General features: G+C 47.7%; 19 protein-coding genes. 6 read left to right on the top strand and 13 right to left on the bottom strand.

The features are described 5' to 3' along the window. Positions 1-51: 51 nt before the first annotated feature. From BLS44_RS03845 to BLS44_RS03820, 5 genes are all read right to left on the bottom strand, one after another. Complete coding sequence (locus BLS44_RS03845) at positions 52-1776, bottom strand: tetratricopeptide repeat protein (RefSeq protein ID WP_143019650.1); 1725 nt, start codon at positions 1774-1776, stop codon at positions 52-54. Positions 1777-1843: 67 nt separating this feature from the next. Next, positions 1844-2920: a hypothetical protein gene (locus tag BLS44_RS03835; protein ID WP_090388728.1), complete on the bottom strand. Its 1077-nt coding sequence runs from the start codon at positions 2918-2920 to the stop codon at positions 1844-1846. Between the two features lie 12 nt (positions 2921-2932). Next, positions 2933-3916: an SPFH domain-containing protein gene (locus BLS44_RS03830; protein ID WP_090388727.1), complete on the bottom strand. Its 984-nt coding sequence runs from the start codon at positions 3914-3916 to the stop codon at positions 2933-2935. Between the two features lie 204 nt (positions 3917-4120). Further along, entirely contained in the window at positions 4121-6859 is a 2739-nt protein-coding gene (locus BLS44_RS03825; RefSeq protein WP_090388726.1) for a choice-of-anchor Q domain-containing protein, read from the bottom strand. A 314-nt stretch (positions 6860-7173) separates the two neighbouring features. Continuing rightward, complete coding sequence (locus BLS44_RS03820; protein ID WP_090388725.1) at positions 7174-8346, bottom strand: helix-turn-helix domain-containing protein; 1173 nt, start codon at positions 8344-8346, stop codon at positions 7174-7176. Positions 8347-8653: 307 nt separating this feature from the next. Between BLS44_RS03820 and BLS44_RS03815 the strand changes: the two genes are divergently transcribed. Next, on the top strand, positions 8654-8851 hold the full coding sequence (locus BLS44_RS03815; protein ID WP_090388724.1) for a hypothetical protein: 198 nt from the start codon (positions 8654-8656) through the stop codon (positions 8849-8851). A 34-nt stretch (positions 8852-8885) separates the two neighbouring features. On the opposite strand, the gene BLS44_RS03810 is transcribed toward BLS44_RS03815, so the two are convergent. From BLS44_RS03810 to odhB, 3 genes are read right to left on the bottom strand one after another with little or no spacing between them, the layout of a single operon-like run. Next, positions 8886-9044: an AAA family ATPase gene (locus BLS44_RS03810; RefSeq protein WP_218127687.1), complete on the bottom strand. Its 159-nt coding sequence runs from the start codon at positions 9042-9044 to the stop codon at positions 8886-8888. A gap of 55 nt (positions 9045-9099) precedes the next feature. Further along, a complete protein-coding gene (locus BLS44_RS03805) occupies positions 9100-10296 on the bottom strand; it encodes an RsmB/NOP family class I SAM-dependent RNA methyltransferase (protein WP_090388723.1) in 1197 nt (398 codons plus the stop codon). Between the two features lie 39 nt (positions 10297-10335). Beyond that, positions 10336-11589: a 2-oxoglutarate dehydrogenase complex dihydrolipoyllysine-residue succinyltransferase gene (gene odhB / locus BLS44_RS03800; protein WP_090389155.1), complete on the bottom strand. Its 1254-nt coding sequence runs from the start codon at positions 11587-11589 to the stop codon at positions 10336-10338. 344 nt (positions 11590-11933) lie between these two features. On the opposite strand from odhB, the gene BLS44_RS03795 reads away from it, so the two are divergent. Then, the gene (locus tag BLS44_RS03795; RefSeq protein WP_090388722.1) at positions 11934-12581 is read left to right on the top strand and encodes a response regulator transcription factor; all 648 of its coding nucleotides are present in this window, start codon (positions 11934-11936) and stop codon (positions 12579-12581) included. A gap of 66 nt (positions 12582-12647) precedes the next feature. On the opposite strand, the gene BLS44_RS03790 is transcribed toward BLS44_RS03795, so the two are convergent. Continuing rightward, positions 12648-15389, bottom strand: a complete 2742-nt coding sequence (locus tag BLS44_RS03790; protein ID WP_090388721.1) for a 2-oxoglutarate dehydrogenase E1 component — start codon at positions 15387-15389, stop codon at positions 12648-12650. A 234-nt stretch (positions 15390-15623) separates the two neighbouring features. On the opposite strand from BLS44_RS03790, the gene rpsT reads away from it, so the two are divergent. Further along, positions 15624-15884, top strand: coding sequence for a 30S ribosomal protein S20 (gene rpsT / locus BLS44_RS03785; protein ID WP_090388720.1), 261 nt, complete (start codon positions 15624-15626; stop codon positions 15882-15884). A 70-nt stretch (positions 15885-15954) separates the two neighbouring features. Here the strand turns inward: rpsT and murQ are convergent, their stop codons facing one another. Continuing rightward, on the bottom strand, positions 15955-16782 hold the full coding sequence (murQ, locus tag BLS44_RS03780) for an N-acetylmuramic acid 6-phosphate etherase (RefSeq protein ID WP_090389154.1): 828 nt from the start codon (positions 16780-16782) through the stop codon (positions 15955-15957). 28 nt (positions 16783-16810) lie between these two features. Beyond that, positions 16811-17653: an N-acetylglucosamine kinase gene (locus tag BLS44_RS03775; RefSeq protein WP_090388719.1), complete on the bottom strand. Its 843-nt coding sequence runs from the start codon at positions 17651-17653 to the stop codon at positions 16811-16813. Positions 17654-17810: 157 nt separating this feature from the next. On the opposite strand from BLS44_RS03775, the gene BLS44_RS03770 reads away from it, so the two are divergent. The 3 genes from BLS44_RS03770 to BLS44_RS03760 all read left to right on the top strand — a co-directional run bounded on the left by BLS44_RS03770 (position 17811) and on the right by BLS44_RS03760 (position 21330). Next, positions 17811-19400 carry a S41 family peptidase gene (locus BLS44_RS03770; protein WP_090388718.1) on the top strand — a complete coding sequence of 530 codons (1590 nt, stop codon included), beginning with the start codon at positions 17811-17813 and terminating at the stop codon, positions 19398-19400. A gap of 1 nt (position 19401) precedes the next feature. Continuing rightward, entirely contained in the window at positions 19402-20760 is a 1359-nt protein-coding gene (locus BLS44_RS03765) for a pyridoxal-phosphate dependent enzyme (protein WP_090388717.1), read from the top strand. A 138-nt stretch (positions 20761-20898) separates the two neighbouring features. Beyond that, positions 20899-21330: a hypothetical protein gene (locus BLS44_RS03760; RefSeq protein ID WP_090388716.1), complete on the top strand. Its 432-nt coding sequence runs from the start codon at positions 20899-20901 to the stop codon at positions 21328-21330. Between the two features lie 7 nt (positions 21331-21337). Here the strand turns inward: BLS44_RS03760 and BLS44_RS03755 are convergent, their stop codons facing one another. Together BLS44_RS03755 and BLS44_RS03750 are read right to left on the bottom strand one after the other, a co-directional pair. After that, on the bottom strand, positions 21338-21937 hold the full coding sequence (locus BLS44_RS03755) for a DUF922 domain-containing protein (RefSeq protein WP_143019649.1): 600 nt from the start codon (positions 21935-21937) through the stop codon (positions 21338-21340). Positions 21938-22112: 175 nt separating this feature from the next. Next, positions 22113-23825 (bottom strand): hypothetical protein, encoded by a 1713-nt coding sequence (locus BLS44_RS03750; protein ID WP_090388714.1) that lies wholly within the window; start codon positions 23823-23825, stop codon positions 22113-22115. Between the last annotated feature and the right edge of the window lie 172 nt (positions 23826-23997).

Raw genomic sequence — 23997 nt, 5'->3', positions numbered from 1 at the left:
GATAATGAACACATTACAACTACAAAACAACCCATCGCCGGCACAGGGTGTTTAAACATTGGCCACCAGTTCATCCACATTCAGCGATTCGGGCAGGTCCAGTTTTTTCCGGATGCGATACCAGTTGGTCCGGATACTCTGGGTAGAAACCCCCAGTGCCGCCGCCATTTCCCTGGTGGAAAAACGGAGCTTGGCCAGCGTAAGATAGCGGATTTCGGCGGGAGAAATTTCGGGGTACTTTTCCCGAAGCCGAAGCAGGAAACCGGAATGCACCTGCTCAAAAAGTGTTTTGAACCGCATCCAGTCGCTGTCTGTCAGGATCGTAGCCTGGTGCAATTGCTGCAACAGGCTGTTGTCCGTACCCGGGTGCTGCTCCAGCTTTTCTTTCATGTCGGCTACCAGTTTCGATTTCTCCTGGATCTGTGCAGCAAACTCATTCAGTTTTAGTTCGGATAGTTTCAGGTGATGCGCTGCTCTTTCAAGCCGGGCCCGCAGCAGCACCTGCCGGTTCCGGAAAATAAGCAGCGATAGGATGAAGAGGACCACCAATGAAACGATGATCATATTCCGCACCCGGCGCTGTTGCTCATGTGCCAGCTCTTTTTTTTGAAGCGCCACTTTTGACTGCAGCAAGGCCAGCTTGCCCGATGCCATTTCTACCTGCAGTGTATTGTATTTCTGATCCCGGATCCTTTCGGCCTGGTGCAGGCTGTCCGCATATAACAACGCTGTTTTATAATCGTTGCATGCCAGGTAATACCGGTAACCCAGATCATAATAATTCAGTTTGGCCAGCTCCAGCAATTGCTGGTTCCCAAAAGTTGTGGTCTTTGATTTGGGGAGGAACTGCCCGGTCAGCTGCAGGTAATAGTGGGCTTTATCCAACATATTCAGCCGGAGATAATTTTTAGCCAGGTTCACACAGATATTTTGCTGCACGTCCGGGAAATCGCTGTGGATATTGAACCGGTAATCTTCCAAAAAATAGCGCAGCGCGCGCTGGTATTCGCCCTTTGCATACAGCACTTCGCCTATATTGCCGGCGCTCAGGCCTATCCAGAAACTGTCTTTATACCCGCTGGCTTTTTGATAGGCCGTATCTAGGTACCGGTAGGCGCTGTCCAGCCGATCCAGCTTCAGGTACGACATGCCCAGTGTATTGTAGCGCTGTATATCAAGATTATCGTTGTACCCGGGCAACTTTACAGATTCCTTCATATACAGGATCGCTTTGTCATATTCCCGGAAAAAGAAATAATCCAGTGCAAAATCATGCAGGTACTTTCCTATTTTAGGTACCTGTGCATATCCTAATTTTTTGAAAATTTCCGCGGCCTCCAGCAGGTTTTCAAAAGCGGCTGCGTATTGCTCATTGGCGAACTGTATCTGACCTATTGCCACCAGGCAATCTCCGACATGAAGCCGGTCATTCTTCCGCTGGTAAGCTTCCTGTGATCTTTTGATCAGCGCTATTCTGGTTTCGCTGTCCTGTTCTTTAAAAATGGGGATGCCATTTATTAAATAATTGGCCTCGTCCAGCAATAATGCGTCCTTTTTTTTCTCCGCAAATACCTTCACCTGGTGAAGGAAGGAATCGAACCGGGGCGTATTGACAATATTTTTCACTTCTATATACCCGCTCACATAGCGAACGCGCTCAGGCGGAGAAAGAGGAGCCAGCAAGGTTTCAAGATCCTGCGCCCCGCAGTGCGTAAAAGGAAGCAGGTTAAAGAAGAGAAAACAAAAGAGAAACTTAAACGTTATTGTTGGTTGCACGCAGGTGAAGATACCTATTTATTATTTTGCATGGCAAAAATTATCGGGTGCATTGATGCCCTGACCGTCATCCTGATCTTGTGAAAAAATATATCGCTGCAATGATCAGAACGGCAATCACAACAGCTGTTGCTATTTTGGATACCGACAATGGTTTGGTACCGCTGATGACCCCGGTCTGCCCGTTGATGATGAACTGGTATGTTTTCCCCTTGAACAGGTACTGGCACAACCAAACCGGCAGAATGATCTGTTTAAAGGTTTCCCCGGAATAGTCTGTTTGCACCCGCAGATCGCGATAGGTATCCTCTGCCAGCCGGGAAATGGCCTCCTGTTCTATTTTCCGGTCCATGATCGTCCGCGCCAGCCGGTACGTTTCAGACAGGTCCTTATCATATGCCCGGGCATTCCAGCCAAGCAGGTATTCATCATTAAAGACCACCACATCATTTAAGAGATAGGGATATATATCATTGATCCGGTCCTGGGGGATGGCCTTGTTACCGCAGACCAGCACATCGTCAAAAAAAAGTTCAAAAGATCCGGTACGCCAGGTCCAGTTGGTATGCCGCACCTGTTCCGTTACTTCCTCGCCGCTGGCATTCCTGCGGCGCACGGTTTCGTAATAATACCTGCCGGAGTAACCGCTCCATTGATTACCGGTCTGGCAATCGAAGGTCCAGAACGGCACATAATGCCCTTCCAGTTTATCGGTCAGCGAAAGTTTTTTCAGATCGCTGTCATTCCAGAAGCCTTTGCCGATCCACTGCGCAAACCGGTCCAGCGCATCCTGCTTTGATATTTTAAACGGGATGATGCCGGCGGGGCTGATGCTGCGGGTTGTATAGGCCGCAGGGTTGACCACATTATTGCCACAATTGCGGCATTCAAAAAAAGCCACATCCCCTGCTTCCTGTGTTTCCTGCCCACACTTGCTGCACCGGTATACCGCAACCTGTATGGGGGCAATAGGGATCGTTTCCGCATCCTTAAAAATGCTGATATTGCGCTCCTCGATCACCTCCGTACTTTTCTGGATGGCGAACACCGCACCACAATGGAGACATTTTAAACTGCTTTTGGCTGCATCATAGTTCAGCTCCGATCCGCAGTTGGGACAGGGATATTCTTCAAACGCCTGCATAAAATATTTTGATTACAGCCGGGCCAGGATGTCTTTTTTCTTTTCGGCAAACTCTTCCTCGGTGATGATCCCCTGCGCTTTCAGCTCTCCAAGCTGCTTTAAAACATCCATCAGGTTTGTTTTATTTTCTGCAGCAGGTTGTTGCGGCTGTGTTGCCTGGGTCATGAGGTTGGTGAGCACCACGCCTGCACCCACGCCGCCCATATTGCCGGCCGCATCGTTATTCGAAAGATTTTCCAGTGCTATACCACCCTGCATCTGGTTAAACTCATTCAGGTTGCCTTTGAGAATGTTCAGTTCGGTCTTCTTGTCGAGGATCTTCTCCACTTCTTCCGGAAGTGAAATATTCTCAATAAAGAACTTCTCCAGTGAGAGCCCGTAGCTATCGAGCTCTTTCTGGAACTCCGGTTTTAACTGCTCGCCCAGCACCTGGTAATTGGCCGCCAGCTCCAGTATCGAGATCTTTGCCTTGGCCAGTACTTCGGCAAAACGGCTGGAAAGGATCCCCTGTAAAACTTCCTCCACTCCTTCTGCACGCACAAAAGGATTGGTACCGGCAAATTCGGTAATGAATTTCCTGGCATCTGCAATACGGATCGCAAAATTACCAAATGCCTTCAGCCGCACCTGTCCCAGCTCCGCATCGCGGATCAATACAGGACCGGAAGTGCCCCATTTAAGATCCGTAAACTGACGGGTATTAACAAAGTAAATATCAACTTTGAACGGCGACTCAAACCCATATTTCCAGGACTTTAACGTGGTGGTAATGGGCATGTTGCTGGTAGAGAGGGTATGCAATCCCGGCTGATATATATCTCCGAACTCGCCTTCATTCATCAGCACCACCACCTGGCTTTCCCTTACCGTTAGCTTTGCGCCATTCTTAATATTGTTCCCTTTATCCTGAAATTTCCATACCAGGGTGTTCGCAGAAGTATCCACCCATTCAATAACTTCAATAAATTCGTTCTTAATAAAGTCAAATAGTCCCATGAGGTTTCTGTTTTATTTATTGAAATTAAGGGAAAATCGCTATATCAGCTATGACTGTTTTTAAGGCTCCCGACATTGGTGGGTGAAAATTGATTATTGAGTATGTCAACTGTTGGCTATTTTATACAGAGCAGCAGAATATTCAATAGGCAATGTTCAATATGCAATATTCATTGAAAAGCCATCATTCAACTACTTTCAGCCCTACTCCCGCACCACCTGTATTACTTTTGATACTTTTTCTGTACCATCTTTATCTACCTGTACAATGCGTAGGAACAACTTACCATTTTCTATATTTTTGAAGATATCCTGCCTGCTGCAGGAGTAGGCCAGCACACTCATGGCAACCACGGCTATTGCAAGAACATATCCATAACGGCGGCGGCCGGCCATTGCACCCAACAGTAAAAATCCCGCACCAAGACTTAGTCCCGTTAATGGGATCGCGTTACTATAGTTCAGTCCGGTATTGCTGTTACCGCCCGGGGCCTTGCTCTGTACGGTTTCCACGGTTTTCCAGTTGTTACCGTCAACAGAAACCTGTATTAAAAAGTGGTCATTGTTGGTTTCGGTTTCGGTGGTCCAGTTTACCATTAGTTGCCCGTTTTTGATCAGGGCCGATAACGAGTTAAGCGTAACAGGTAGCGCCTCTGCACCCTGGTATTCGTAAGCGCCTAAATCAATAGTGCTGTTAAAAACACGAGGGTTTCCGGCCAAATCTTTTGAATTGGCAAAATCGGCAAAGTAGCTGTTGCCGCCCGCATTAATAGCGGGGCTACCGGTTTTGAGCGTATAATTGCCCGCGGCATAATTCACGAAAACATCCCATTCTTTCAGACCGTAGGAATCCACATTCTCAACCTCCACCACTATTTCGCTGATTTGTTTGATAAGGCAATTGTAGAAATTGGCAGCATAGCTATGGTTCACAATCAGGTAATCCCAAAAAATGGTGTTTCTAAATGCATGTTGTGGCGCACCAACTCCTTCTTCTGTATAGAAAAATGATTCGCCGTTATTGGCAAGTGTTGAATTTAAAAAATACAAACTCCCATATGCGGCTTCAATACCATTAATACCGCTGACAGCATCGTTATCTGTAATGGCGCAATTGATGAAACTGGCATAAGTGCCGTAGGTGTAAATGGCCCCCGCTGCCTTCGCTATATTCTTGGTAATTGTACAATTTTGAAAAATAGTCCTGAAATCTCCCCCAGTGCCGTTCCAATACATGCCGATTGCTCCGCCTTGATTACCGTAATTTTCTTTTATAATACAATTATTAACTGTCATGCTACCCATGTGTACCATGATAGCCCCGCCAGTTCCATCCCATATGTATTTGTTGCCATTTACTGTTTTATATACTTCATTTTCTACTCCTGTGTTATAGGCCCCTTTAATCGTAAATCCATCGAGAATGGCATTTTGCGTACTACCTACCCTTACCACCAGGTGATTAGCATCTCCATTGGAAAATGTATTGCTATTGTCAAGATCGCCACTTAGTATGGTTTCATTTACTTTCCAGTTTCTTGCGCCAATACTGCTTTCTCCCCCGGCAAAGCCTCCATATATCTTCACGCCCCGTACAATTAGGAATGCATTTTCGGATCCTTTATCAACACCGGTATTGTCATCTTCATAACTATACATAGGTTTGTAGGTTCCCGCAGCCACCCAAATTTGTTTAATTTCCGTATTTGTTTGGGAAATTCTTACTGCATCTGCCAGCTCACCCATGGCGTTAGCCCAACTGTCGCCTGCGCCCATACTGCCCTTCTTTACATACATGATACCGTTTGCCGACACAGCAAATGTTTCTGCAGCGCCTATATCTATTGTTTCAGATATTAACCTGGGGCTGCCCCAGAAATCACGGTCGCTGCCCGGGTCGCCCCCATATATAGTGTAAGGGGTAGTTGCAGCCTTGTTTATACAGGGGCTTTTCAGCTTCAGACGGTAATCAACATGAGTTTCTTCACCAGGCGCAGTGCTAATGGGCATGGCCAGGGGTAATTCAAATAATGGATTCGTAGTATTTCCGTTCAGGTTGCCGTTGCTGGTTGAAGTAAGCCCCTGCACCAACGAGGTGGAAATAACAGGCGCAGCACCATCGTTATTGGCAATGCCACCATCGTTACCATAAATAATGGTATTGGCAATAACCGGATCCGAATTTGAATTGCGCATACCCCCACCGCCGTGATTATCGTGGTTGCCCGAAATGGTACAGTTAATATAGCGGGTATGTGCGTTAGCGTAGTTAAAAGCTGCCCCACCGTAATCGGCGTAATTGCCCCAAAAAACACAGTTCATAAATAGAGGCACAGAGGCCTGGATGTACACCCCGGCGCCGGTATTGCCAGCGTAATTCGCAGCAATTTCACAATTGCGGAAAATAATTTTTTCCAGGTTGGCATTCCCGGAAATAGCAATGCCGCCGCCCGAATTATTGGGAACAGATACGCCATTGTAACTAAAATTGGCGCTTCCATCGGCTCTTCCGGCCCGAAAGGTAAAGCCGCTGATCTCTACCGCTCCTGCATTGGCGGGTAACCCGGCAATGACCATTATATGATAGAGAGACCCGGCGCCTGCCAGTACCGAGGTTTGCCCGGGTACAGGAGAAGCCGATCCGCCCGCAGCAAACCCCCCGGTTAGTTTTAATCCGCCTCTCGAAATCAAAAAAGTATGATTGACATTGCCGGAAGGCGGACTGTAGGAAGCCCCCGTTGCGCCACCCGCCACCCGGATTTCCTGTATAGCAGTATTTGCGTTTGCCGCATTCAGCGCATTGTATAGGCTTTTATAAGCAGTTGCCCATGAAGCGCCATCTCCGTCAGCCGGCCTGGTTGCATCTACAAACAAAGTTTGTGCATTTAAAAACAAGATCCCCGATAAAAATAAGAAAAAAAGCAGTATGGTTTTTCTATACATGTCGTTTTGATTTATAGCCTGCAATCTGATAAACGGTCGTCGATTAACGCGGGTAAGAGTAAAGTTTAGTTCAAGGCAAACATAGCTGTGAGCGCCGTAATTACCTCTCTGGCAACCCTAAAATTTCTATAACCGTTGAATCGTTATAGAAATTTGTGGGGGTTTTGAGCTCTTTTTCCACAAAAAGAAAGATAAAGCCAAAATTGATAGCCTTTCGAAATAGCATTCAGCAACCATTTTCTGATGTACCTGAAATAGGATAGGGGCGCGGAGATACGGCGGATAGAGATGATTTCTACTATTAAATATATTTTTTATTCGGCCAGAATATGTTCAAAATACGTTTTTGGCATGTGGCCGGTTTCTTTTTTAAATGCATTATAAAAGGTAGTAATATTTCTAAAGCCCGACTGAAAAGCTGCGGCTTCGATCGTTATTTGATCATTGGCCAAACGGTACAATTCAATAAAATGCCGAACCCGGTATCCATTCAGCCAGTCGCGAAAGTTTCTCCCAAAATGCTGGTTAATGGTTTGCGAGCAGTGATGCACCGGTATCTGAAGGGTTTGCGCCAGGTGTATGATCTGGTAATCGGCCGACAAAAAAGGTTGTTCCACTTCCATCAGCCGGGCAATAGCATCTGCATGGGTTGCCTGATTGGCAATGCTTAATTTGGCTGCGGGTGCGGCAATTTTTTTAGATACGGATACTTCTACCTCTATTGGCTCTTTGGTTGTACCGATTTTCTTATTGATTAAAATATACCCATATAAAATGCCGGGCTGGTACAGTACAAAAGTCATCATAAATAAAAGTACCAGGCAACTTATAATAAGAAATACAGGGTTGTTTACATAGGCTATCCCCCTTATTTTTAACAGCACTGCAGCAAATCCCAATAGCTTAAAAAACGAGGAGCTCGACAGATAAAAGAACAACCATCGTTTATGGGCGTTCCATTTACTTTTTCTAATTATACCCGATGACGATACTATATACCAGGAGGCTATTAAGTAACCGGCAACCAGCACGGCCAGTCCATAGCTATAAAATGCGGCGGGGAAAAAGCCGGTGCTTTCGGTTACTGAAAAATGCCCACCGGCTATAATTTCGTCAGAAACAATATGCCAGTTTACAAACTTGACGGGTAGCAGAAGGTGAATCAGCGCCAGCAAAAATGGGATAAAATGAATGGCATCTGATTTCTTTAGCTTGTTTTGCGCCCGTACAAAGCAGCGTACATATAACCAGGAGCAGGCCGGAGCTACAAAAAATAGCGGTGTAAATACGACCTGGAAAAATGGATAGACATGATTGTAACCCGAAACAATGAGCAGGAAGATGCAGATCTGTCCGAACCGCATGAGCAGCGGAACCGACAATAACCTGTTCAGCAATAAGTTTCCCTGCCGGGCATAAAGAAGATGGCAGGCAAAGGCAAGCAGCAAAAAAGCAATGGCACTAAGCAAAAAGTTGAACACCTGCATATCGTTTGCAATATAAATGTTTATTAGGGAAATGGCAACGGAAGCTGGAAGTCAAAAGGTTGGGAGGGTTGATGTATACAATGCCTGATGTAAGATACCTGACTTAGCAACCTCTCACTACTTCCTGCTCGCCAACCGCGAGGCCGGTAGAAAAGCCCTGCCGCCGTTACCCGTTTAGGATGCGCAAACTGGTAAACAAAAGGGGGGGTGTGACTTTTTATTTTTAGCCACTGGGGCTATAAGGCAAGAAGTTATTTATTTTGACATTCCCGCTTATTTAGCTAATTTTTCACAAAATTAATGCGTGATGAAAAAATGGCTGCTGCTTGCTACTTTTAAAACTGCTTTTGTGGTCTTTTGTTTTTCGCAAACAACTTTCCCTGTCAACGGTGTTGCAGATGTACCTAGTAAATACTATGCGTTTACCAATGCAACCATTGTAAAGGATGCCGAACATACAGTTTCCAATGCCACGCTGATTATAAAGGATGGAAAAATTGTGTAGGTAGGCAGCGCCTCGCCACCTGCGGAAGCGGTGGCTATTGATTGTGATCGGCCATCCTCGACAACAACAGCAACGCATCAAACAAATTGCTTTTGCCCGATGCATTTGCTCCCGCAATAATCGTAAAAGGTGTAAATTCCATTTCAAATTTGTGAAATGACTTAAACCCATTTATCTTAATATAAGTAATCATTTTAACCAGTCATTTATAGCACGAATTCAGATCATAATATAAAACAGAAACACTTTTATATAAAGTTAGCTTTTTTTTGCAGCAATGCCCCGAACATCGTATCTGCTTTCAGCTTATATCCTTCCAGCACCTGCTGATCCTTTACCACCCATCCCCGTTGTTGCAGCCATGCTACCTGGTCTTCATTTTCAGCACGGAATACTGAACAGGTAATGTAAAGAAAAAAACCGCCCGGCTTTACAGACTGTGTTACATTGGCCAGGATTCTGCGCTGTAATCCTGCGTAGGTTTTTATTTCATCCGTACTGAAATAATGCAGCCGTTCCGGTGTGCGGCTCCAGGTTCCGCTTCCGGAGCAGGGTACATCTGCTATTACAAGATCAAAGCGCTCACGGGAAAGCTGCCCATCCGGTTTTGTGGCATCAGTCACCAGCGACCGGAAATTTTTTATACCGGCCTCATGAAAGCGCTTTTTTAAATTGGCAATAATGGAGGGCCGTATATCCGAAACCGTCAGCGTGATGGTTCCCAGCACATCCGCCGCCAGGATCGATTTACCACCACTGGCCGCACAACAATCCCATACTGAGACCCGGGATCCCGGTCCCGGAACATCGGGGGAGATCTGAGATACATCCAAGGCCAGGGACTTAAACCTGTGCAGGAAACCTGCTATTCTTTGTGAGCTCAGGTCCTGGATAACGGCCTCTGAATTCAATGCAAGCACTTCTCCTGCTTTCGCAGTGTTGGGCAATCTTAATGCATCGCCCTCCTTTTGAAAAGGAAGGGCAGCCTGCTCCAGTTTTTTGATAACGGGCGCTTCATTTCCCGGGCGGATGCGCAGGAACAGGTCCGGCTGCACAAAAAAGGAATGCTCAAAAGCAGCCGGATCAATACCACCGCTGAGCTGGTCTTTCCAGGGAAAAACGGCCCCGGAAAAGGTTTCCGGTACCTTATAAATGGCCAACAACGCATTCCATGGAGCAGCGATCTCTTTTGAAGAAAGGCGCAACCCCAGTAATACCCGTTGTTCAAAAGAAAGGTCTGCAAAATCCTTTCCCAGCCGGTAATAGGCGTAGCATAGCTGCGTTACCTGTTTACGGTCGCTGCCACCATACTTTTTTTCCCGGGAAAAATAGTTTTTAAGAAAATGCGCCAGCGGCTCATGGCCCTGGTATGAGCCGATGATCTTTACAGCGCTGTTCAGGTAGGAGTAGTAGCGCCCTAATCCTTTTTGCGGATCTGGTAACATCGTTAACCAGATCTGTGAGCTTTTAAAAACCTCACAGATCTATAGCTCCAGTAATGTTTTTATCGGATCCTGTTGAATCAGCAACAGGGTCGGGTTTTCCAGCAATTCTTTTACCCGCACCAGGAAGCTAACCGATTCCCGTCCGTCCACGATCCGGTGATCGTAGCTTAACGCAATGTACATCATCGGGCGGATGACCACCTGCCCGTTCTCTGCAATGGGGCGCTCCACGATATTGTGCATACCAAGGATAGCGCTTTGCGGCAGGTTGATGATCGGGGTACTGATGAGAGAACCAAACACACCACCATTGGTAATGGTAAAAGTGCCCCCGGTAAGATCTTCTGCCGTTAATTTGCTGTCGCGTGCTTTTTTAGCCAGGTCCAGTACGGCTTTTTCTACTCCGGCCATGCTCAGGCTCTCCACGTTGCGGATCACCGGAACGGTGAGCCCCCGTGGTGTGCTTACTGCAATGCTGATATCAGCATAGTCATGAAAAAGGATCTGGTCCCCATCAATATATGCATTAACGGAAGGCCATTCTGCAAGCGCAACGGCACAGGCTTTGGCAAAGAAGCTCATAAAGCCCAGGCCTACGCCATGCGCCTCCTTAAACTTGTCTTTGTATTTGGCCCGTATATCCATGATCGGCTTCATGTTCACCTCGTTAAAGGTGGTGAGCATGGCCGTGGTATTTTTTGCTTCCACCAGGCGGCGGCTGATGGTCTTGCGCAGGCTGGTCATTTTCTGCGCCCGCTCGTTGCGGCTGTATAGTTCACCACCGGCAACAAAGGCTTTGCGCCCGGGGTTGGCCAGGGCGGCGAGTACATCCTCTTTTACGATCTTTCCCGAAAAGCCGGAGGGAGTTACATCTTTAGGGTTTACACCCTTATCCGCAATAATGGCCGAAGCTACCGGGGTGGCTTTTACGGCCGGGGCTCCTGCATTACCCGGGGTAGCCGCCGGTTTTGCCTTTTCAGGATCAGGCGCCGGTTTCTTTGCTTCATCAGGCACTTTATCGGTGGGCGCCTGCTCCGGCGCAGCCTCCGGTTTAGCGGCGGTATCGTCAATGGAGGCAATGGTATCACCTATATTTAACGTATCCCCTTCGGCAACATTGGTGGTTAATACCCCCGCTTTTTCCGCATTCACTTCAAAAGTAGCTTTCTCGCTCTCCAGTTCTGCGATCACCTCATCCCGTTCTACATATTCCCCTGTATTTTTTACCCATTTCAGCAGGGTCACTTCACTAATCGACTCCCCTACAGTGGGAACTTTTATATCAATTGCCATAAAAAAATGCTTTTTAAAAAGGTATGGCAAAGTACGGTAAAAAATTGTAAATTCTGAAGGCTGATCTGAGATTTGAGCGGTCTGGTTTGAGAATTGGGACCTGAGCATTGAGAATCCGGATTTCAGAATCCAGAACCGGGCGCTCAGCATCCGGTTTTTAGTGCCAGCATTCCTGTTGGCACTAAAGCTCCCTGCCTGCACAGGTATCCCATACCCTGAACGTCGTATGCCCGGACCAGGTGCCTCCTGCCCCAAAATCTCAGATCCGGATCCTCGATGCTCCCCTCCAAAATATCACACAAATTGGCGATAGGCAACTGTTTTTAATACCTTAATTTTATAATATGAATATAACAACCATACGTGTGGCTGTTTTTGATGATAATGCGTACAGGAGGGACAGTTTAAGTATGTTGATCAACGCATCGCCCCATATGACCTGCACGGGAACCTTTTTTGATTGCAGTAATGTGATCACGGATGTGCGGAAAGCCGATCCGGATGTTGTATTGATGGATATTGATATGCCCAACGTAAACGGGATCGAGGGCGTAAAGATCATAAAGGTCAATTTCCCGAAGATACAGGTGCTGATGCAAACGGTTTATGAGGACGACAATAAGATCTTTGCTTCCATTTGTGCCGGTGCTTCCGGTTATATTCTGAAGAAATCACCTCCGGCCCAGCTGCTTCAGGCCATCGAGGATGTATATAACGGGGACGCAGCCATGACTGCTTCTATTGCCAAAAAAGTATTAACTGCTTTTCAGAAAAACGTCTTCTTTGAAAACAATGAGGAGCTGGAACTAACCGGAAGGGAAAAGGAGATCCTCAACCTGCTGGTAAAAGGTTATACCCGTAAAATGGTGGCTTCAGCCTGTAACCTGAGCATCCATACGGTAAATACCCATATCAAGAACGTGTATGAAAAGCTGCAGGTGAATTCTGTTTCAGAGGCTGTTGTAAAAGCACTGAACCAGAAACTCCTATAAACGCTCATGTTTAGTTTTGAATAGATAAAAAAAGGGCGGAATTTCTATTCCGCCCGCTATTTCCTGTTACATTGAAAAGGCGGTATTGATGATCTCTTCCTGTTCCGCTTTATGTACTTTCATAAACCCGGAAGCCGGTGCTGCACTGGGCTTGCGGCCAATGATACCATAGTTAATATCTTTCAGGTTCATCTGGAGGAATGAGGCAGCGCCCATGTTCAATGGCTCTTCCTGCACCCAATACCAAACAGCATTCTTGTATTTTGCATACAGGGCATCCAATTGTTTTTTGGGAAGCGGGTATAATTGCTCCAGGCGGACAACCGCTACATTCTTCCGGTTGTCTTTCTGTTGTTTTTCCGCCAGGTCAAAGTAGATCTTACCGGAACAGAACAATACGGTCTTTACCGCCACGGGGTCATCCGCATACGCATCATCGATCAGCTCCCTGAATTTCCCGTCTGTAAACTCCTCTTTTAAGGAATAACTGCCGGGATGCCGCAGGTTGGCCTTGGGGGCAAAATTTACCAGCGGTTTACGGAACGGCCATTTTAACTGCCGGCGCAAGGCATGAAAATAGTTGGCCGATGTAGTAATATTGGTTACCACGATATTCATCTCTGCGCAGGATTGTAAAAATCGCTCAATGCGGGCGCTGCTGTGCTCCGGCCCCTGCCCTTCAAAACCATGCGGCAATAACATTACCAGCCCGTTCATCCGGTTCCACTTCTGTTCTGCGCTGGTAATGAACTGGTCGATCATGGTTTGGGCGCCGTTCACAAAATCACCAAACTGGGCCTCCCAAAGTACCAGTACATTGGGCGATGCCAGGGCGAAGCCGTATTCAAAACCCAGTACCGCGTACTCGCTCAGCAGGGAATTAAAGATGCGGAATTTTTTATCGGTGGGTAAGTCGCTCAACCGGTTATATGCGGTATCCGTAACCTCATCTCTTAATATGGCGTGGCGGGAGCTGAAGGTACCGCGCCCTACATCCTGACCGGTCATACGCACATCAAAACCATCCATCAGCAGGCTGCCAAAAGCCATTAATTCACCGGTAGCCCAATCCACCTTCTGCTCCGTTTCGAGCAACTTCACTTTATCCTGCAGCAGCTTGGCTACTTTTTTTAATGGGGTAAATCCTTCCGGGATGGCCATGAGGCCATCAAATACGGTTTTAAACAACTCCTTGCTGATAGCAGTATCCGGGCTTTCATCAAAATCGGTGCTGGTTGCTTTCCGGAGACTTTTCCACTGAAGCTCCGGTTCCTGGTACGTATAGGGCAATGGCTTCTGCTTTACCTCATCCAGGCGATCCTGGAGATCGGCCCAGAACTTTTTCTCCATTTCTTTTGCCAGTTCCTTTGCATCTTCTTCGCCGTTATCCAGCAAATATTTTACATATACTTCCCTGGGGTTGGCATGCTTATCGATCAGGGCATACATGGCCGGCTGGGTAAACTTGGGATCATCCCCTTCATTATGGCCATGGCGGCGGTAGCAGACCATATCAATAAATACATCTGCATGAAATTCGTTCCGGTAACGGGCGGCAATCTCTGCACATTTTACCACAGCCTCGGGATCGTCTCCGTTCACATGCAGCACGGGCGACTGTACCATCGCCGCCAGGGAAGTGCAATAATCTGCGCTGCGGGCATCGGAGAAATCGGTGGTGAACCCGATCTGGTTATTGATCACAAAATGGATCGTTCCTCCTGTATAAAAGCCATTCAGCTTTGACATCTGCAGCAGTTCATATACCACACCCTGCCCCGCTACTGCCGCATCTCCATGGATCAGGATCGGCAACACGCTTTCATAACGCTCGTCATGCAGGATATTGGCGCTGCTCCTGGCAAAGCCCAGTACCACAGGGTCCACAGCCTCCAGGTGCGAGGGATTGGGCATTAATTTCAGATGTACGGTTTCTCCATTGGTGGCCTGGATCACACTTCCAAAACCGAGGTGATATTTTACATCCCCGCTTCCCATGGTTTGGTTAATTTCACCCGTACCTTCAAATTCACTGAAGATCTGCTCGTAGGTCTTCCCCAGGATATTGGCCAGCACATTCAGCCGTCCGCGGTGCGCCATACCGATCACTACTTCTCTTACCTCCAGGGTGGCCGCCTTGTTAATAATGGCATCCAGGGCTGCAATAGTGGTTTCGCCCCCTTCAAGCGAAAAGCGCTTTTGCCCTACATATTTGGTATGAAGGAATTTTTCGAACATTACCCCTTCATTCAGTTTTTGCAAAATGCGTTTCTTCTGCTCCAACGGAAGCGGATTGGTAAACTTCTTTTCCATTTCATTGGTCAGCCAGTCTACCTTTTTCTGATCACTGATATATTTGAATTCGATCCCTACATGACCCGCATAGCATTTTTTGAGGTGCAGCAGGATATTCTTCAGCGTTGTTGTGCCCAGGCCGATCAGGTTACCGGCCTCATATTCCGTATCCAGATCCGCCTCGGACAGGCCAAAAAAAGGCAGGTCCAGGTTGGCTCCGCGGTCTTTCCGCTGTTTGATCGGGTTGGTATCCGCCAGCAGGTGACCCTTATTCCGGTAACCTAAGATCAACCGGTATACAGCTATTTCCTTTCTCCAGTCAGATCCCCCGGTTGCTGATGCGGCGGCAGGCGCTCCGTTCTTTTGAGCCAGGCCGTTTCCCACTGCAAAATCAAAACCCTCAAAAAATTTTTTCAACTCGGTGTCTACGCTATCAGGGTTGGTCACAAACTCCCTGTACATGTTTTCAATAAATTCAGGCGAGGAGCTTGTAATGTACGAAAAATCCTTCATTGTAAATCAGCTATTTATATATTATTTATCTTATTATACCTTTACCGGAAAACCTTTCAAAAATTGCCCCACAAGATACGCAATATTTACGCAATCCCCGTGCTCTATTTTTCCAATTTTAAGGTATGTTTAGAGATTGGCCGGCCTGTTCCGGTATTTCCGGAAAGAAAAAATGAAGATTTTGCCGATAATTGATTTATTTCCGTTACTTTTGCCGTCCAAAAAAAGAGATCAATGGCGAATCATAAAGCTACAAAGAAACATGCACGTCAGGCCTTAAAGCGTCGCGACAGAAACAGATATTATGGTAAAACCACCCGTAATGCCATTAAAACCCTGAGAGCGGCAGAAGGTAGTGCAGCAAAGGAGCAATTATCCTCTGTTGAAAGCATGATCGACAAATTGGCCAAGAAAGGGGTTATTCACCGCAATAAGGCTGCCAATTTGAAAAGCAAGCTGGCTAAGAAAGTAAACGCTGCTACAGCGGCTGCTTAATTAAGATATTTCTTTTAATAAGAAAAGGAAGAGCATCCACTCTTCCTTTTGTCGTTATGATAAAGATCTTTTAGTGCAGCTCTGCCCGGCTATAGGCCATTACGGCATTCTTTACACTTTTGTTTTCCAGCAACAGCTGTTTGGCCCGCTCATAATCCTGCAACCCGGTTTTTTCCATTACCATTTTTGTACCCCGGTCTACCAGCTTCTCGTTTGTAAGCTGCATGTTCACCATCCGGTTCCCTTCTACTCTTCCCAGCTGGATCATTACGGTTGTGGAGATCATGTTCAGCACCAGCTTTTGCGCGGTACCGCTTTTCATCCGGGTACTGCCGGTAACAAATTCAGGCCCCACGATCACCTCCACCGGGTAGTCGGCAACAGCGCTTACCAGTGCATTAGGGTTAGAGCTGATGCTGCCGGTAACGATCCCCCTTTTCTGACATTCGCGCAAAGCACCGATCACATAGGGCGTTGAGCCGCTGGCGGCAACCCCTACCACCACATCTTTTTCATTCACGCCATGCGCTTCCAGGTCTTTCCAGCCCTGCTCTTCGTCATCTTCCGCATTTTCAACAGGAGTGGTAATGGCTTTCCAGCCACCGGCAATAATACCAATAACGACACCTGCCGGTAACCCGTAAGTAGGCGGTATCTCACTGGCATCCAAAATACCCAGGCGCCCGCTGGTGCCGGCACCAATATAAAACAGGCGTCCGCCGCCAATCATATTTTCAACGATCGCCTCAATCAGTCTTTCTATATCGGGGATCACCTTCTGCACGGCTAAGGGCACCGCCTGGTCTTCACTGTTTATAGAGGTCAGCAATTCCTGTACGGACATTTTTTCAAGGTGATCATATCTGCTGGCCTGCTCCGTAATCTTTTCTCCTGCCATATAGCCGATTAATTTCTTTTTAAAATTTTCAGGAATGATACTCAATAAGCCCCTTCATAGGCTTTTGAAGCACCTTACCCAGCTCAAAACTGTAGCTGCTGCAAAGTTCCTTTAATACATCTTTAAAACCAAATGCAATACTTCCAACGAAGCTGATCGGGTATTTCCAGGCTTCCTGGAATTTGCAAAGGTGCGTAAAAAAGAAATCATTTAAACCATCTTCAATAATATTCTCCACCATATAATGCCCCCGGTTGTCTGCCAGGAACTTTGCAAAGCTGGCCAGGTACCGGTTCGGCAGGGGTTGCTTGTATACCCGCTCCAGTATTTCGGTAGCGTTGGTCACATAGGCGGCATCAAAGCGGGCACGCAGGTCCTCATCAAATGTATTGTAGAGAAAGTACTGGATCACTTTCCGGCCCAGGTAGGCCCCGCTTCCCTCATCGCCCAGCACATAGCCCAGGCCGGGACTGTTCTTCTGAATTTTTCGCCCGTCGTAATAACAGGCGCTGGCGCCTGTGCCCAGGATGCAGGCAATGCCTTTGGTGCGGCCGCAGAGCCCGCGGGCAGCGCCCTCCACATCATGCCATACCTGTATTTTTGCCTCCCTGAACAAACGGCGCAGGCTTTTCTGCACCATTTTCCGGTTATCCGGGTTCAGGCAACCGGTTCCGTAGTAAAAGACCTCTTCGATGACCACATTTTTCAGCTTCGGAAGCAGCGCTGTTTCCAGCAATGTTACGATCTGGTCACCGTTCAAAAAATAAGGGCTCACCCCGCTGGTCAGAACTGTTTTCGTTTTCCCGTTGTTTAGAAGACACCATTCTACCTTCGTAGACCCCGCATCTGCGATAAGTTGCACTTTTGACATTTGGACAGGAGTTTAGTACTGATCGTTACCAGGAGAGCTTTCCTCCCCGATATACGTATCAAAAATAGCTTATTTATAAAATAATCAGAAAATGATTTGATTTCTAAAATAAACAGTAAAGATTGGCTATTTTGCAGACCTGGCATAAATCATACGAATGAAAAAGAAATTTGAGGTCTGGCTGCCCTTGTTATTCTCCCTGGTAATGATTATTGGAATGTTTATCGGTTATAAACTGCGGGGAGCACAACCCAATGGAGGTTTTGCAAAATCCGGCCGCAGCACCTCACTGGAAGAAGCGCTGGAGATCATCCGCCAAAAGTATGTCGATTCTGTAAAGATCGACACCCTGGAGGCCAACGCAATCCGGGAAATGATGAATGAGCTGGACCCACACTCCATATACCTGCCCCCCATTGATCTGAAGGAAGCCAACGAAGAGCTTTCAGGGAAGTTTGAAGGCATCGGGGTTGAGTACAACCAGATCCGGGACACTGTAAACATCACTTACGTATTAAAGGACGGCCCCAGCGAAAAGGCCGGGCTTAAAATAGGCGACCAGATCATCCGGGTAAACGACTCCCTGCTGGCCGGTAAAAAAACGACCAGCGCCACGGTCCGCAACCTGATCCGGGGCGAAAAAGGCACAACCGTAAATCTCCAGATCCTGCGCAACAAAGCCCTGCTTACCGTTCCGGTGGTCCGCAATAATATTCCCACACCTACACTGGTTGCATCCTATATGATCGATCAGAAGGCGGGTTATATCAAGCTGGATAAATTCGGCTCCAATACCTACCGCGAGTTTATGGAAGCGATGGAGCAACTAAAAAAACAGGGCCTCACGGAACTGGTACTGGATCTGCGGGGCAATGGCGGCGGCTATATGGACCAGGCCATCCAGATCGCCGATGAATTCCTGAGCGGTGATAAGCTGGTGGTCTTTACACAAGGAACCAACAGCCCCAAAAAAGAGTACCGCTGCAAACGGCCGGGAGTTTTTGAGACCGGCCAGCTGACAGTGCTGGTAGATGAGCTGTCGGCAAGTGCCAGTGAGATCCTGACCGGTGCCCTGCAGGACTGGGACCGTGCTACCATCATTGGCCGCAGAACTTTTGGCAAGGGGCTGGTGCAGGAGATCTTTCCGCTGAGCGACGGCGCCGCATTAAAACTGACCGTATCCCGCTATTACACGCCGCTGGGCAGAAGCATCCAGCGCCCTTACAATAAAGGGAAGAAAGTGTATATGGATGATATCTGGGAACGGTATGCCAACGGCCAGGCTTATTTTGCAGACAGCAATAAGGTCAACAACGGCAAGCAATATAAAACCCCTTCGGGGCGCATCCTTTACGGAGGCGGAGGCATTATGCCCGATATCTTTGTAGGCCTGGATACCTCGCGGATCTCCAAGGAGGTTAACCGCTTATTTTTTAATGGAGCCGTTACAGATTTCGTATTCCATTATTACCTCGATCATCAAAAAGTAATGGAGCCCTATACATCGCCCCGCTCTTTTTCCCAGGATTTTGACCCCGGAAAAACCATGTGGCCGCTGTTTGTAACCCGGGCTCAAAAAGATACTGTAAATTTAACCCATATTCCGGAGGCTGAAAAGCTGCGGGTATCCAACCGGATGGAAGCCTACCTTGCCCGTTTCAAATGGAGGGATTCCGGGTATTACCAGATCCTTAACCTGACCGACTCCATGGTACTGAAAGCCGTTGATCATTTAAAAACAAAATAAGATGGAGATTAAAAATAATATACTGGAAACCATTGGCAATACGCCTTTAATCCGCCTGAACCGGATCACAAAAGCATTACCCTGCACCGTGGTTGCCAAAGTAGATTATTTTAATCCCGGCAACAGCATTAAGGACCGTATGGCTATTAAGATGATCGAAGTGGCAGAAGCTGAAGGTCATTTAAAACCCGGAGGAACCATCATTGAAGGCACCAGCGGCAATACAGGGATGGGACTGGCCCTGGGTGCCATCGTAAAAGGGTACAAATGTATTTTTGTTACCACAGACAAACAATCCAAGGAAAAGGCAGACGTGCTGAAGGCCATGGGTGCCGAAGTGATCGTGTGCCCCACCAACGTGGAACCGGAAGATCCGCAGAGCTATTACAGCGTTGCAGCGCGCCTGGCAAAGGAAACACCCAACGCTTATCATATGAACCAGTATGATAACCTGGCCAACCGCCAGGCGCACTATGAAACCACGGGGCCTGAAATATGGCGGCAGACGGAGGGAAAGATCACCCATCTCGTATGCACAGCCGGAACGGGTGGCACCATAACCGGTACGGCAAAATACCTGAAGGAGCAAAATCCCAACATCAGGGTATGGGCCGTAGACGCTTACGGATCGCTCCTGACCAAGTATTTTAATACGGGGGAAGAGGATCTGAATGAAGTATATCCCTACTTCAGTGAAGGGTTTGGCGAAGACTTTGTACCGAAGAACTACGACATGAGCGTGATCGACGCCTTCACCCAGGTAACTGATAAAGATGGCGCCGTAATGGCCCGGAAGCTGGCGAAAGAAGAAGGACTGTTTTGCGGGTACAGCGCCGGGAGCTGTATCAAGGGACTGTTACAGTTAAAAGACAGCCTGACCAAAGACGATCTTGTGGTATGCATCTTCCATGACCATGGCAGCCGGTATGTAGCCAAGATCTATAACGACCAGTGGATGATGGAACGCGGCTTCCTGGAAGTAAAAACATTTAAGGACATTATCAGCAGCCGCAAAAACCGGCAGCTGGTGACCATACCTTCAACCGCCGCCGTATCTGAGGCCGTTGAGCTGATGCGCAAATATGATATCGAGCATATACCGGTGATGGACAATGGAGCCGTTGTGGGCGCGGTAAGCGAAGGGGGCCTGTTCCAGAAGATCTTTTCGGATCCGAACATTAAAAACGAAAGTCTGCAGAACATCCTGGAGCCCGCCTACCCCATCGTGGCCTTCGATACACCGGTAGAGCGCATCGGATCGCTCATCAGCAAGGCAAACGGAGCTGTGCTGGCGCAGGATGAAGCAGGGAATTATCATATTGTTACCAAGTACGACATTGTGCAGAGTGTGGCCAAATAAATACGGTACTTTTATAAGATGAAAATAAGCAGGCAACAGGATGTATAACAACGGGGTCATCCTCAAACTTTAAAGCGCTAACCCAAAACCTTAACGGGAAACCCCTACCTTTGGCATCAAAATTAAAAATCACTTTGTATGAAAATTGCCAACCCCACCGGGAAAACACTGGAATCTCTGTTCGATCATCTGTTGCCCCACTATCCCGGCGCTAAAATCAGGAAAGCTGTTTTTAACCTCTTCGGCCCGCAGCACCTGATCCTCCCCTCTGGTAATATGAAGCATATTGTACGGCCTGTAAAAAATAATACCCTGATCATTACCGACTTTATTCCTCCCGTTCTCATTACCATTGCAGCCCTCGTGGCAAGCGTCCTTATCATTTCACTGATCTTTACATTGATCCTTGGAGTACCGGTAATAGGCGGTGTTGGAGGACTGGGCTTTATCCTGCTATTCCTCCTGATAAAGGCCCTTTACAAATCGGCCAATAAACAAAAGTTTGAGCAATTCCATACTGATCTGAACATGGCCCTGGCAGGCTCCAGCCAGCCCGGGTCTATCTTTTAACCCCGCATCAGCGGTACCCAGAAAGCATATAATCCTTTGCAGCATAGGATTCCAGCGCCTTTAGCCGCTGCGCAATAATAGCGTTCCAGTGTGCCTGCATTGCTTTGTTGCGGCCATTATTGGTTGCAGCATCGTACTTTTTTTGAAAAGCATTAAGCTCCGTAAACAGCCGGTTTGCTTCTTTGGTGATGTGGTCCATTGTTGGGTTGCCCCGTGACTGTGTCCGCAAAAAGCGCGATAGCTCCCGGGCATAGATCTCCGAAATATCAAAGTGCTTTTGTTCATGATTGAACAGGTATGCGCGGTCTGCAGCGTCTCCTTTTATCACTTTTTCCAGGATAAAGGAATGTGCAGGATCCATCTGCGCGTAAATGCGGATCATCACCGTTCCTTTACCGGTGCCGGAGCCCCGGGTAATGGAATAAACAAACCCGGTACGGGTTACGGCCATATTGCGGCCCAGGCTGGGCGGGCGCGGGCGGCCTGCTTTTACGATCGCAAAATCTGATACACGCAATACACGCGATGGCGACCACCGGATCTCAGCAGTTTGCGCCCTCACGGGAAGCATCCCAAACCAAACAATCGCCAGCAAGAGTATTCTCATAACTCAAGATAATATGAATCCGGCAAATCGTTTTGCTAAAAAACCCGATGCAAAACTTCTTTTCTCTGATCTCCTGCTGGTTGCGCAAAAGCCGCGCCGGCGCTCCGTTCGGCGGCATTCCATCAGCCCCACCGGCCAATATTGAGCCCGGCCCGTTACCCCTGGTACCTGCGGGTTAGAATACAAAATCGCGGCGTGCCATATTCCACCGCAACCCAACGGAGAGCCATTTGGTGGTATTATCCGGCACTGTTGCTACCTGGTACTTACGATACATACCCGTTACGTCAAAAAACAGGTTTTGCAGGATCTCATAGGAAACCGTCAGTGAGCCGATCATAGCCTTGTTGCTGATCCCGCCTCCGATATAATATCCGTCTTCCTGTTCACGGCCGTCCGAATAATTCCGGAAAAGATCCCCCCCATAACTTGGAGAAGCCCAGGCGGTATTATAATTGGTAGTATCCAGCCCTTTGTTATAGAGTACCAGCATCGCTTTCAGGTACAGGCGTGGAAGCGGCTGATAGTTGGCGATCCCGACAAACTCCCTGAAGTTGGCCCCCAGCGGATGTGCCAGAGGCTGGTTATAATGTATGAAATTATTCTGGGCCCATTTATCCGTGTAGGTAAACGGACGCACAAAATTGCCTTCAACCTGCAGGTCCAGGTTCCTGATAGTAAAGGCATCGGCATATTTGGCCCCGACCTGGTAACCAAATTTATTTACCCAGGGTCCACCCGACTTAAACGCTTTGCTTACCACAAATTCATTGATCAGCCATTGCCCGTAGGCCTGGAAATGTTTTGCAAAATTAGCCTTCACATCCAGCCCGATGCTGGATTTGGCGCTGTTACCTGTATACGAGGAATACGCCCGGTTAAACATCGATGGGTTCAGATAGCCTACCTGTAATCCGCCATTCTTTTTGCTGTTGTACATGGTGCTTTCAAAAAAGCCCAGCTTCAGCCAGTTGGTAGGCTGCCAGGTAAGGTAGTGGAACATCATGTAGTTCCGCGGGCGGGTGGAGTCACTGCCGAAGTATGAATTATCAAACGGGGCGATCGTTTGCGCGGCCACGGATGTCAGCTGGAAGTTCCCGGCCTGCACACCCAGTTTTAAGAATGGGTAGGGAGCGCTGAAATCACTGATGTAAAGCGTGCGGTAGCCATCGCCGATGAAAAATTTATCATGAGCGATCTGGAAATCGATATACTTCCCGGCATGAAAGGTTACGCCGCCGCGTACATCCCAGTAGTCAAATCCATCTCCTTTAAATCCCTTGTAATAGCCAATGCCCGGTACACTCACATGCGCTTTATTGTAATCCTGCACATACAGGGGATCCCGCTCCTGGTTCTCGGAGAAATACAGGTAATAACCTACCCGCTGATCGATCTGCCCGCGAAAACGGACCCCTCGTGTATTCACAAAGGTTTTGGTACCCGTAGCTTTACCCAGTTCAAAATTGATCACAGGATCTATGATCAGGCTGTACTGATCACGTTTATCTACCGAATACAGATGCGCAGGATTCTTAAAAAAAGCGCCCAGGATGGGCTTCCGGTGAAAAGAGTCGGCATAGTTCGTGGTCCAGTCCGAGTTATTCATCATCATGCTCCGGATATTATACCGGTCGATGGGGGTCAGTACACCCTCCAGCCCCCCGGCTTTATCCAATGAATCGATCCGCTCCACCCGCTCTGTTGCGCGCTTGCGGCCATAGGGTTTTACGGTGGTGAACTGCAATACAGAATCGCCCCGGAGCTTGATATCCAACCGGTCGATCAGCCGGTTCTGCTTGTCGCTCAATTCAATGTTATCAGTTTGCGCACTTCCATAAAAAGGCAGCAGGATCAAAGCAAGCTTCAGGAGATTTTTGATTTGCATAAAAATCAGATAATGGTTTAATGATTTCTTTCCAGCCGGTGAAGCCGTTTAAAATTCAATTCATAAAAAACGCGTAATAAACATTAAAGGCTTCAAAAAACCTGCCCGGATGATCGTTCAGGCGGGCATAAAAAAATTAAGCTCCATTTAGAACTGCGACCTCCGGGTTATT

Source organism: Niabella drilacis (assembly GCF_900101395.1).
Taxonomy (GTDB): domain Bacteria; phylum Bacteroidota; class Bacteroidia; order Chitinophagales; family Chitinophagaceae; genus Niabella; species Niabella drilacis.
Note: the sequence above shows the minus strand (reverse complement) of the source record. Positions and strands in the feature narration are given on the sequence as shown.